This is a genomic window from Apibacter mensalis, from assembly GCF_001418685.1.
Classification (GTDB): Bacteria; Bacteroidota; Bacteroidia; order Flavobacteriales; family Weeksellaceae; genus Apibacter; species Apibacter mensalis.
Map to the genome: position 1 here is coordinate 1 of NZ_LIVM01000012.1, position 12,547 is coordinate 12,547.

Annotated in this window: 13 protein-coding genes; 3 read left to right on the plus strand and 10 right to left on the minus strand. The window is 28.8% G+C overall.

Going from position 1 to position 12,547, the window contains the following annotated elements; genetic code table 11:
* Both ASC36_RS08405 and ASC36_RS08410 read right to left on the minus strand, forming a co-directional pair.
* On the minus strand, positions 1-360 hold a 360-nt coding region (locus ASC36_RS08405; protein WP_141656240.1), incomplete at its 3' end, for a hypothetical protein.
* Between the two features lie 404 nt (positions 361-764).
* On the minus strand, positions 765-1,544 hold the full coding sequence (locus ASC36_RS08410) for a hypothetical protein (protein WP_141656241.1): 780 nt from the start codon (positions 1,542-1,544) through the stop codon (positions 765-767).
* 77 nt (positions 1,545-1,621) lie between these two features.
* Between ASC36_RS08410 and ASC36_RS08415 the strand changes: the two genes are divergently transcribed.
* Positions 1,622-1,984 (plus strand): YraN family protein, encoded by a 363-nt coding sequence (locus ASC36_RS08415; RefSeq protein ID WP_055426057.1) that lies wholly within the window; start codon positions 1,622-1,624, stop codon positions 1,982-1,984.
* On the opposite strand, the gene ASC36_RS08420 is transcribed toward ASC36_RS08415, so the two are convergent.
* The 6 genes from ASC36_RS08420 to ASC36_RS08445 form a co-directional block, all read right to left on the minus strand.
* A complete protein-coding gene (locus ASC36_RS08420; RefSeq protein WP_055426058.1) occupies positions 1,979-2,674 on the minus strand; it encodes a tRNA1(Val) (adenine(37)-N6)-methyltransferase in 696 nt (231 codons plus the stop codon). The genes ASC36_RS08415 and ASC36_RS08420 overlap by 6 nt on opposite strands.
* Positions 2,667-4,061 (minus strand): sensor histidine kinase, encoded by a 1,395-nt coding sequence (locus tag ASC36_RS08425; RefSeq protein WP_167336878.1) that lies wholly within the window; start codon positions 4,059-4,061, stop codon positions 2,667-2,669. The genes ASC36_RS08420 and ASC36_RS08425 overlap by 8 nt, the downstream gene beginning before the upstream one ends.
* Positions 4,062-4,131: 70 nt before the next feature.
* Positions 4,132-5,529: a hypothetical protein gene (locus ASC36_RS08430; protein WP_055426060.1), complete on the minus strand. Its 1,398-nt coding sequence runs from the start codon at positions 5,527-5,529 to the stop codon at positions 4,132-4,134.
* A 22-nt stretch (positions 5,530-5,551) separates the two neighbouring features.
* Entirely contained in the window at positions 5,552-6,703 is a 1,152-nt protein-coding gene (locus ASC36_RS08435; RefSeq protein WP_055426061.1) for an ABC transporter ATP-binding protein, read from the minus strand.
* Between the two features lie 419 nt (positions 6,704-7,122).
* A complete protein-coding gene (locus tag ASC36_RS08440; protein WP_055426062.1) occupies positions 7,123-7,542 on the minus strand; it encodes an SH3 domain-containing protein in 420 nt (139 codons plus the stop codon).
* Between the two features lie 4 nt (positions 7,543-7,546).
* A complete protein-coding gene (locus tag ASC36_RS08445; RefSeq protein ID WP_055426063.1) occupies positions 7,547-8,026 on the minus strand; it encodes a BON domain-containing protein in 480 nt (159 codons plus the stop codon).
* Between the two features lie 194 nt (positions 8,027-8,220).
* On the opposite strand from ASC36_RS08445, the gene ASC36_RS08450 reads away from it, so the two are divergent.
* A complete protein-coding gene (locus ASC36_RS08450; protein WP_055426064.1) occupies positions 8,221-9,120 on the plus strand; it encodes a LysR family transcriptional regulator in 900 nt (299 codons plus the stop codon).
* 53 nt (positions 9,121-9,173) lie between these two features.
* Positions 9,174-10,163 (plus strand): YeiH family protein, encoded by a 990-nt coding sequence (locus tag ASC36_RS08455; RefSeq protein WP_055426065.1) that lies wholly within the window; start codon positions 9,174-9,176, stop codon positions 10,161-10,163.
* On the opposite strand, the gene argH is transcribed toward ASC36_RS08455, so the two are convergent.
* Both argH and ASC36_RS08465 read right to left on the minus strand, forming a co-directional pair.
* Entirely contained in the window at positions 10,160-11,446 is a 1,287-nt protein-coding gene (gene argH, locus ASC36_RS08460) for an argininosuccinate lyase (protein ID WP_055426066.1), read from the minus strand. The genes ASC36_RS08455 and argH overlap by 4 nt on opposite strands.
* 24 nt (positions 11,447-11,470) lie before the next feature.
* Entirely contained in the window at positions 11,471-12,547 is a 1,077-nt protein-coding gene (locus tag ASC36_RS08465; RefSeq protein WP_055426067.1) for a M20 family metallo-hydrolase, read from the minus strand.

The window sequence follows — 12,547 nt, forward strand, 5'->3', positions numbered from 1 at the left end:
AAGGGCGAAATGACTGTCGTTTAACACTTCATTTCCGTCAATAGAAATAGCTGCATAAACAATATGAGAATTTTTAAGTTGAGAGGCCCAATCTCCCCCATATTTGGCATAAAATTGGGAAGCGGCATCTTTGATTTGTTTTTCCAAAACCTCGGGAGGCGTAAGTGTGAAATTATTTGAAGATTTAAACAGCAAATCATCGGGTATATCTGCATATTTAGGGGATATCTCACTGAAGTTGGTTATATTTTTTTTTAAGGGATCAAGCGTATGGGAAGTTCCCAAGGAATCGGCTGAATTTTCTTCTAAATCTTTCGCATTATTAAGACTCTCCGAATTCTTTTTATCCAAAGGGTTCATGGGCTTTTTATTTAGGTTAAATTATAAAATTAAAATTTATTTTATTTAATATATAGGGGTAAATATAATTAATTTATTCTATAATAAGAAAAAATGTGTAATATTTAAATACACTTCTTAATGTTAGGGGGATTTATGAAAACTATGAATTTATTATTGTATGAATCTGTTTTATTTTAAAAATTTAAATATTAGGTTACTCTTTAAATAAGAATGTTTGTGCAAGTAGGCTTAAAATATAAAAAGCTACATTATAAATGTAGCTCATAAGTAATTATATATTCATTTTTAGTGTTAGCTAATGCAAAAAATTAGAGAATAAAGATTTATAATTTTTAAGATTTTTTCATTAATAAATTTTTAGTTGTGTTTTTAATAGATTATTAAAAAAATTCGAAATTTAGTTACTTCGCAACTGTATATTTGATAAATATTTCTTCTCTATTATTCATAATAATCTTTATAGGATATTCAGGATGCAATTTTTTATCATATTCATACTTATAAGTAATTCCCTTATAATCTACGATAATATTATTAACTAAATTATAAGTAAATGGGAAATTTCCTTCAAATGCTGCAAATAACCAATTAGGAGTTTTTACGTTACTCATTATTCCTTTTAAAATATCATAATTATATTGGTTAGTATCCAATTGAATTAGATTTCCATTTTGGTCATATTTGCAAAGGCTAATTTTTGATTCCTTTGGATCATCTATTTTTATCAGTTTATTGCCTGAAACTGTTAAAGTTCTTGTATAGGGCTCTATCTCGTTATATCCGGAAGGAGCATTCGTTTTAAAACTTCTATGTTCCAATATGATACCCGGGTTAGTATATTCATAAGTGTATAAATAGGTTCCATTTGTACTTTCGGTAGTAACGGTATATACTTTACCATTACTTTCATTATAAGTGATAATTTGAGTATCAGTTATAGAATCTGAAATAGAAGACTTGACACGTATCAATCTATTAAGATTATCGTATTGCATTGAAGTTGTAATGATTATTTTATTACCCGTATTCTTATCTATTTTAGATTGTATGTATTCAGAAGGTAATAAGCCTTTATGATTATCAAATTCAAGATCGGGATAAGATTTAAGATTCTCATCTCCGCATGAGAAAAAAATGAAGAAACAGAAAAAACTAAAAAATAATAAAGTCGTATTCTTCATACACAATTTTTTTTCAAATATAATATATTTGTATTTCATATAAATATAATTTTAATTAATATAATAAAAAACATAATGTGGCTTATCATAATGATTTTGGAAAAGAAGCAGAAAACAAAGCATTTCATTATCTATTAGATATAGGATATGAAATATTGGATAAAAATTGGAAATTTCAAAAGGCGGAAATTGATATTATTGCTAAAAATGATTCTGAATTGATAGTAGTAGAAGTCAAGGCCAGAAACTATACAACTATCATAGATCCAATTGAGGCAGTAACTTGGTCAAAAAGAAAACTTTTAATTAAAGCAGCCAATGAATATGTACTTTGCAAAGATTTGGATGTCGATGTGAGGTTTGATATCATTTCCATAATAAAAAAAGATTATAGCTGGAAAATTGAGCATATAAAGGATGCATTTTCGGTAGTATTATAAATAGAAGTCTGAAGTTAAATTTTTGTATTCATCAGTCCATACACGACTTCTTTTTTCAATAACAAAGTTTTCTATTGTAGTTTTATTTTCTTCTCTACTAAGTTCTAGAAATACTCTTTTGATTTTTCCGTTTTTTATTCCTAAAATATATATAATATGTTTGGGAAATAAGTTATAATGATTACTCATTTCAATAATTTCTTGCTCATTTTCAATAGGAAAAATGTATCCGATTTTCCCTTTTTCGGACAATAATAATTCTGATTTTTTAATTAAAAGATTGTAATTAAGTTTTATTTGTTGTCGGGCTACAGGATGTTTACGGTGTAGTTTTTCATAAATTTTAAAATAAGGAGGATTACATATAATGTAATCGAATTTGGTGTCACAAACGAAACTGTTTAAATCTGAATGGATACAAGTAATCTTATGCGAGAAAGGAGAATTTTTAAAATTTTCCAGTGCCAGAGAATAAGCATTGATTTCAGAATCAATGGCTGTGATCTGAGAATTAGGGTTTCTTTGAGCACACATAAGTGAAAGAATTCCTGTACCTGTACCAATATCAAGAATATTGACAGCTTCTTGTATTTCAGCAAAGCAACCTAATAATACACTATCCGTGCCGACTTTAAATACGGAATTGTTTTGAAGTATATTGAATTTTTTAAACTTAAAAATATTATTCACTTTTAGGGATTTCAAATTTAAAAATAGTCCCTTCACCTTCTACAGAATGAAAGGTAATAGACCCATTGTATTCTTCGATAAGCTTTTTTATAATTGCTAAACCTAAACCACTGCCACTGGTTTTAGTAGAAAATTGAGGAGTAAAAATTTTTGTCTGTATTTCTTCCGGAATTCCATTTCCGTTATCAATAACAGAAAAGTAAACCATCCGTATGTCTTGTCTGATTTTTACTATAATATGGGGAGTTCTTCCTTCCGGTATGGATTGAAAAGCATTTTTTATTAAATTAGTTAATATACGGTTCAATAAGTTAGGATCAATATTTAGAATGACCAATTCATCAATCGTATCAAGCGAAATTTGTTGGGAAGGAAATATTTCTAAAGAAATTTTTGCAACTTCAATAACATTTAATTTTTCATCTTTTTTTACAGGCATTTTTGCAAAATCAGAAAAGGCACCTGCAATCGATGCTATAGTATCAATTTGCTGTATTAATGATCGAGTTAACGAATCTAACTTTTCATGAATTTGCGGATCATTGGGATTAAATCTCATTTGAAAGCTTTGAATTTCAAGCCGCATGGGGGTAAGCGGATTTTTAATTTCATGAGCCACCTGTCTAGCCATTTCCTGCCAAGCATTATCCTTTTCTTTTTTCACAAGTGCATCTGTTTGCTCTCTAAATTTACTTAGCATAATATTATAGGCTTTAACCAACGGGCTAACTTCATCTATGTAATTATATAGAATAGGTCTATTATGCGTGAGTGCACCGGTATCTCTAAGCCGATAAGCAATTTCCTTGATTTTTCTGGTTAAAGTAAGTGAAAAGAACCAGGAAAAAATACCACTTACAATTAATACTATAAGCATGATGACCAAATATCTGTACAATAAAGAATAAAAATCTTTTCTTAGAAATGCTTCATCATGTAAAAAGGGGAAATTTATAATAGTAATGGGTTGATAATCATTATTATATATATATCTATATACAGAGGTAAAACTTTCATCTGAATTAGGAAGCTTATTGATAACTTCTATACGATCGTTATTTACATTAAGATTTTTTAAAATTTCTTTAGGAACAAATTCGGTTTTAGGATTAGGTAATTTATTTCCTAAAATATATTTTCCATCCAGAGAGTAAAAATTTATGTCGATATTATTGATATCTGAAATCTCATATATTTTATTACCTATTTTATTTTTAAATTCTTCCGGTTTTGTATTCCGGTTGGAAATGAGATAATCAAAAGTTTCTATAATTAATTGTTCTTTTCTTTCAAGCCTTTTATTGTTATATTCTTCTGCAATTCTGATATATTGGTAAAAAGTTATCAATCCCATCGCAAATATAGTGCTGACCACGACCAGGATCATCACTAAAAAAATTCGCAAGGATAATGGGAATCTTTTATACATTTAAAATAAAAAATAGGGTTAATCTTGTCTATTCTTCAGGTAAAGCTCTCCATTTTTTTATTATTTTCGCTATAAAGAATAAAATGATAATTACAAATATAAGATTAATCCAGAAAAATACGGTAAAATGATCATAAAAGTAATGATACATTGAACTAATATAAGTATTTTGATCTTCACCATATATACTTTCATTCATGGATAACATAAACGAAATAAAATAAAGTATGGGCATATTAGGTAACATCCATAAAATTAAATTTATCATTATGGCTGAATTATTCTTTGCATGTTTTTTATAGAGTTTGATTAAAATATATACACACATAAATAAAAACACGAAGGACCAATATATATTTATTAAACAAATAATATGTGAGAAATGATTATCTATGAAAAATAATTGAAATACAACAGAAAAAATTCCATTAACAAAGGTAAGTAATCCTAAAACTACTAATGCTATTAACCAAGCCTTTCCACTCGTTGTACGATAGGAAAACAGTAATATGGATAGATTTAATGCAATATATAATATGACTAAAATAAACTTATTTGAGAAATTGCCATTGTTATAAGCATCGTATATTTTTTGATATGCAAAATCGAGATTTTGAAATTCAACATAATGCTTGATGTTATCATCGTAATAGGTTTTTGTTTTACTAATATAATTAGATTGTGGTACAAAATAATTTGGTGGATTATAAACTAATTTCATCCAACTGTTTACAGTTAGATTGGAAGAGAGATTATGTTTTTTCTGAAGATTTAAATATTTGCGTATTAAATTTCTTATACTATCTTTTTGTTCAGTTATCAACCAATTTTTAACCTGTTCAACTTCCACTTTATTTTGATCAAAATAATATGTATTAAAGTTTAAAAGAGATAAATTCATGGGGGTTGAATCAGGATCATTTTCTAAAGAATCAATAGTATTCTTTATAGGGGTAGATTGGTAATAATAATACGAATCGGGTAATAAGATTTGAATTTTATTCAATATTTTTTTAGCATCATAAGTTTGTTTTTTTGAAGCATAGGTTTTTTCTTTAAGTTGAATACCCTGAGAATAACTATAAGGGTATAATTGATTGCCTATAAGTAAAATAAAAGTTAGTAGCCATTCAATATATAAGGCATTTGATTTTTTAGGATAAAAGGATTTTAAACCATTGTTTTTGAAATAAAATAGTAACCAAATAATTAGAATCAATAAGCTGGCTAAAGCGGAGATAAGATAGAAAACAGTAGTAACATTATAATGGTAATCCGTATCATGAAAATTAACAGATCCGGAAAAAAATCCATTAATAAAGAAAAAAATATTAAAAATTAGGACAGTTATACCCATAGGAACGAATTTGGTATTCCATAAAACAGGGTAATTTTCTAATAAACGTTTTTGTATTTTTCTAAACATGATAACGAATTTGTAAAAGGAATTAAATAAAAAATCGACGAGTGGAATCTGATATATTTCTAAAATATTTAATCGGTATATTATCGTCAATAATAATGGTAAGAAAATTATTTAAGAAAATAGTGTTAGGAAAATAAGCAATATAGGAACTTCCATTATATTGTAATTTAATTAAAGAAATTTTAGATAAAGCAGCATGAAGTTGTTTTTGTGACCATTCCGATTCAAACTCAATAATTAATTCCGCTATTTCTTTTTTGTTAGCCTCCTCACTTTTTAAATTTTTTTGTTCCCCATATTTAAGAAAAATTACCTGATCGGAATTTTTCTCCACTTCGTATAATTGTTGAGAGCTTACAACAATTCCCAAAGGTCTAAAAGGAGATTTTGCTATTGCTTTGAAATCCTCCAATACTGTTTGTTGAGAAAGAATATCTAAATTAGCTAAAGGTTCATCAATAAGTAAAAGTTTAGGTTTTCTAAGTAACATCCGAGCTAATTCAAATTTCATTTTATATCCGGAGGAAAGGTTTTTCCAATTCATATTTCGATAATTTCGTAAGCCCATTCTGGAAATAATCAAGTCAACCATTAATTCGTTTTTTTCTCCTTTAATGTTATAAGAGGAAGCAGTAAATTGAAGATTGTCTAATATTGATCCGTACCATATATTGGGTCTTTGAGGGATATAGATTAGCTTAGTTCTTAACTCATATCTATCTTCATAATCTAGCATATAGGAAATACTACCCTCAGTTGCGTCCAATTCTCCGCATAAAAGTCTAAGCAAAGATGTTTTTCCATTTCCATTTTCACCCACTAAGCCTACGATTTGTCCTTCGGAAATTTTTAAGCTGATAGGTCCTAAAGAAAAAGCTGATTGACTGTATGATTTTTTTACATTGTTTGCTTCTAAAAGAATTTTGGGCTTAGAAATTTCTTTTTTTGAAAGAAGTTGATATAGTTCATTTAATATAACTGAATATTTTTCCTTTTTTCCGTCCGTATTGGATTCATTATAATCGACCCATCTAAGTAATTCGCAAGTTTTCTTATAAAAAGATAATTCTTCCGTATCTAGAGTTAAGTCAATTATTCGCTTTAAAGCTAAATCATAATCTTCAAATTGTAAAAAATGTATAGTATCTTGAAATTGTTTTTCGAATAAATTCATTTAAATGTGGATATTAAAATAACATGATTTCTCTACTAATAATTAACCTTTGGTAATAGTATATTTAAAATTATAAATATATATAGAATAATTAAAATCTAATTAAACAAAAATGATGGAAGAAATAATAACAAAAATCAATCCTAATAATCTATAATTATGTCCAAATTTCAATATATATACCTAAAAACGATATCTAATTGATTTTTATAAGTTTTCGTATTTCAATAAATAAATATTATTTTAAGATAAATTTATGCTTATCGATTAAATTTAGTTGATAAATAAATTTATTTAACTGTAATATCTATAAAAAAATAGTAATAATTGATTAATAGGTATAAGGTAAGTACACTATCAAAAAAGGGCAAGAAAATTAATTCAAGCCCTTTAAAAAAAATATTTAAGTTTATTAAATTTTATATTGCTGTTAAATATTCAGTATTGCAATAACCTTCGGTTCCATCTTCAGATCGTATTAAATACCAATCATCATTGTATTTGCTAAGAAAAGTTACAGTAGATTGATGTGCTGCTTTTCCTAAAATTGGTTGATCTGTACCGGGTCCTTTTCTGATGTTTAAGTTGGAGCTTTGAGTAGTCACCTTATATTTGGAAGAAGGAGCATTGGAAGATACATTAATATTTAAAATTAAATCACCTGATCTGAAATCCGGATCAATTTTATTATATACAGACCATAACTGATCTTTGAATTCTCCATTCGAAACTTCTCCATCTATATAAAGAACATTATCTTGTTCTTTTATTGAAAGGTTGGTAGTATCCAGACTCTTAGCCTTATTGATTAATTCTGCGTATTTATCTTGTAAAGCCATTTTATTATTTTAGTGATAATTTTTGTTCTATTTTTTTAGGTTGCAGAGTGTTAATAGCTTGCATAAGTCGAGGTAATTCGTTTCTGTTTAATACACCATTAAGGGTTACTACTCCATTATTTATATCAGCTGTAACTCCACTGTATCCTTTTAAAATATCATTTACTTTAGACTTTAATACAGAATCTATAGAAACCTCTACATCATTTAAAGCTGCTTTAACTGAAGCATTGTCTTCAACGGCTTTGATACCCGGAATTGCTTTAATTGCATTTTCAGTAGATTGTTTAGCAGCATCGTCATTATATTCTCCTGAAAGTGTTGCTACTCCTTTCTTTACATCAATAGTAACTCCTTCAGGAATAACAGATTTAGCCTTGGTAACTAAGTCTGAATCTTTAGGCTCATTTTTGCATGATGTTAATGAAAAGCTCAGCGTACCCATTACTACAAAAGCCAATAAAATTTTTTTAATTTGTTTCATTAGGTCTATTTTAAATTAATAATATATTATATAATACTAAACGAAAACAAAAATTATTCCACATATAAGTTTAATCTTTAGCAGAAAAAACATTATTGAAGAGTATGAGTAAATTATATTAGCTTAAATTTGTTTTTTTCAATAATTAAATAATTAAGATATTTATAGTTATTCTTAAGAAGAAGTAAGTAATTATGTCTGATTTTAGATTAAAAATATTTTATTCAGTAGCTAAAAATTTAAGTTTTACCAAAGCTGCTGAAGAATTATATATTTCACAACCGGCTGTTACTAAAAACATAAAGGAGTTAGAATCGGAATATGATTTTACTCTCTTTCTTAGAAAGGGAAATAAGATAGAGTTAACAGATGCCGGTAAAATTCTATTATTTCATTCAGAAAAAATCATGGATATCTATAAACAAATAAGATTTGATTTTGATTCACTTAAAGAAAATTTCTCCGGTACATTCCAGTTAGGAGCAAGTACTACCTTAGGCCAATATTTACTTCCGGCACTGATGTCTCAATTTCATTCCAAGCATCCTAAAATTAAAATGTCTCTTATAACTGCAAATACGGAAGTAATCGAAAAATATCTGATCGAAAAAAAGATTGAATTAGGAATGGTTGAAGGTAAGCCTAAAAACAAACAGCTTAAATACATCCCATTTTTAAAAGATGAGATTGTAGCTATCGCTCATACCTCACAGGAAATTTCAAAAAAGGAGACTTTATCATTGGATGAGCTAAAAAAAATACCCTTAGTTTTAAGGGAATTGGGATCAGGAAGCCTGGATATTATAAGAGCTGCTTTCCGGCTCGAAAACATACAGCTTAAAGATCTAAATATAGCTATGCATTTAGGAAGTACAGAAGGTATAAAATCTTATCTAACCCATGCAAACACTATAGGATTTGTATCCATAGCAGCTGTTAATAAGGACATAAAAAAAGGAGAATTTCAAGTAATTGATATTGAAAAAATAGATATAAAAAGATGGTTTTATTTTGTTTATAATCAAGGCGTTCCTGAAGGAAATTCAGATTTGTTCATAAAATTTGCAACTTCGCATTATAACTCTTTGTTATAAAGAATAACTTTTTTTCATTGGCATATCTATCTGTAATAAAGGATATTTGTCTGATGAACAATGCAATAAATAAGAAAAATTTATTTACAATTAATAATGTAAAAAAAATTATATTTATTTTTTTAGGTTTAACCTGCCTTATATTTACTATAGATACGCCTTTAGCTTTATTGCTGGGAATATTGTTTTCCTTTATTATCGGTAATCCTTATCCCGACTACAGTAAAAAAATTACTCGTTATCTTTTACAAGTATCTGTAGTAGGATTAGGATTGGGTATGAATTTAGGTACGGCTATTCAAGTTGGTAAAAAAGGATTGTTATTTACCGCAGGATCTATTTTTATTACCTTATTAATTGGAATATGGGTAGGGAAGTTATGTAAAATTGATAAAAAAATTTCACTATTAATATCGTCAGGAACCGCGATTTGCGGAGGAAGTGCAATCGCTGCAGTTGCCCCTCTGATCCATGCAGACGAGGAAGAAACCAGCCTTTCTTTAGCGACTATTTTTATTTTAAATTCCATTGCCTTATTTATATTTCCTGCAATTGGACATTCCTTACATCTTTCACAAGAGCAATTCGGTTATTGGTCTGCTCTGGCTATACATGATACAAGCTCTGTGGTAGGTGCTGCACAACATTATGGATCAAAGGCATTAGAGATCGCGACTATGGTTAAGCTGGAAAGAGCTTTATGGATCATCCCCTTATCTATTCTGATTGTTTTAACTTTTAAAGAAGAAGATAAGGGTAAACTAAATAAGAAAATAAAAATTCCTTACTTTATATTTATATTTATAGCTTCCATGATATTTAATACGTATGTGCCCAAGCACGTTCCCATATTTAATAAAATTGATCATGGGTTGGTTATGGCAGCTAAACGAGGACTGACAGTAACTTTGTTTCTCATAGGAGCGGGATTAAGTTTCTCTAGTATAAAAAAAATCGGTATAAAGCCTTTATTGTTGGGAATGATCTTATGGACGAGTGTATCTTTTGTATCTTTGTTACTACTATTATTTATCTTTCATTAATTTTTCCAATAATCATCCATTTTCTTTTTTATTTCATCTAAACACAGATGGTTTATACTTCCTTCATGGGTATGGGTTGTTTTTTTAGGAGATTGAAAAGTTCCCTGTTCCACCTTTTGACCAATTATTTTATATGCATCTCGGAAGGGAACCCCTTCAGCAACCAGTTCATTTAGTGCATCTACAGTAAATAAATAATCATATTTAGGATCCTCGAGAATATTTTTATTCACTTGAATATCTTGTAGAGAATAAAGAGCCATGTCTAAACATGCCTTACAATTTTGTATTCCCGGAATAATCCCTTCTTTCAGTAATTGTAAATCTCTGTGATACCCACTAGGAAGATTATTGGTTATTAAAGTCAATTCATAAGGTAAAGCTTGTATTTTATTGCACTTTCCTCGTATCAATTCAAAAACATCCGGATTTTTTTTATGGGGCATAATGCTCGAACCGGTAGTAAGGTGTGAGGGAAGTGATAAGAAATTATAATTCTGACATAAATATAAAGTTACATCCATAGCTAATTTGGATAAAGTGCCGGCCAAGCTGCTAAGGGCATATGCGGTGCTTTTTTCTGATTTACCCCGACTCATTTGTGCGGCTACGGAATTAAATTTTAAGGTTTTAAAATCCAACTCTTGAGTAGTGAATTTTCGATCTATTGGAAAAGAGCTTCCGTATCCTGCTGCTGATCCTAATGGATTCTGATCGACTATTTTTAAAGCAGCATTGATTAAAATTACATCATCAATCAAACTTTCAGCATAAGCGGAAAACCACATACCAAAAGATGAAGGCATAGCTATTTGAAAATGAGTATATCCGGGTAATAGAATATTTTTATTTTTTTCGGCAAGAACCATGAGAAGATCAAAAAGTTTACGAATTTGATCTTTAATTGTTTTTAATTCATCTTTCAAAAATAAGTTCATATCAACTAAAATCTGATCATTTCGAGACCGTGCAGTATGAATTTTTTTTCCGGCATCACCCACTTTTTTAGTTACTAAAAATTCAATTTTAGAATGGACATCTTCAAATTCATCTTCTATTTTGAACGTATGATTTTCTATATCTGAGAGAATTTCATTTAATGCATTTATTAAATCCCGTTTTTCATGTTCCGTAATTAGTCCTACTTTACGCAACATTTTAGTTTGAGCTAAAGAACCTAAAACGTCATATTTAGCTAAAACCAAATCTAATTCTCGGTCGTTACCTACAGTGAATAAGTCAATTTGCTGATCAGTCTGAATACCTTTTTCCCAAAGTTTCATTTTGTAAAATTTACTATATTTCTATTATAATATGGTTCTGTTTAATAATTCAATGTATAGAGGAATCGCTTCAACTATTTCCTCCCTAAAAATATATTCATTGGCAGTATGAGAACGTAAAGAATTTCCGGGACCCATTTTTAAAGATGGACAATTTAACACTGCTTGATCTGATAGAGTAGGGGACCCATAAATTTCTCTATCCAGTTCCATTCCGGCTAAAACCAACGGGTGATTTTTAGGAATGGAAGATGATTTAAGTTTTAATGACCTGGGAACAATTAAAACTTTTTCAGAAGATAGGTTTTTTTTAACTATTGATACGATTTCTTCGTTTGTATAACAATCATTTACACGTATATCAACCACCAACCTACATTCTTCTGGTACAAGATTGTGTTGTTTACCTGCTTCAATTTGAGAAACAGTCATTTTCATAGGTCCTAATACATTTGATATTTTTTCAAATGAATAATTTTTAAACCATTCTATTATTTCTAAAGCGTTATAAATGGAATTGTCCGGATTATTATGAGCTGCATGACCGGCTGTTCCTTTTACGATAATGTCTAAAACAAGTAATCCTTTTTCTGCTATAGCAAGTTGCATAAGAGTGGGTTCTCCTATGATAGCACATTCCAATTGAGGTAAATGAGCTAATACACTGTTAAGCCCTTTTTCACCACTATTTTCTTCTTCAGCGGAAGCTACCATAATTAAATTATACTTCATATCCTTATGTAAATAAAAATAGGTAAATGTTGCTAAAAGTGAAACCAAGCAGCCTCCTGCATCGTTAGAACCTAAACCGAATATTTTACCCTCTTTTTCGATGGCTTCGAAAGGATTATGAGTATAGTCTTTATTAGGAAATACGGTGTCTTGATGTGAATTGAGAAGTAAATAGGGCTTGCTTTCATCAACATATTTATTGTATGCCCATATATTATTATTTTCTCTTTGGTAGGGAATAGTATTATGTTTGAACCAAGCTTCGATCAATAAAGCTGTATGATGTTCTTCTCCAGAAAATGAGGGCGTTGCAATTAATTTTTTTAGAAGATCAATTGCTTCTGAAGTTAGTTGTTCTATTGTTTTCAT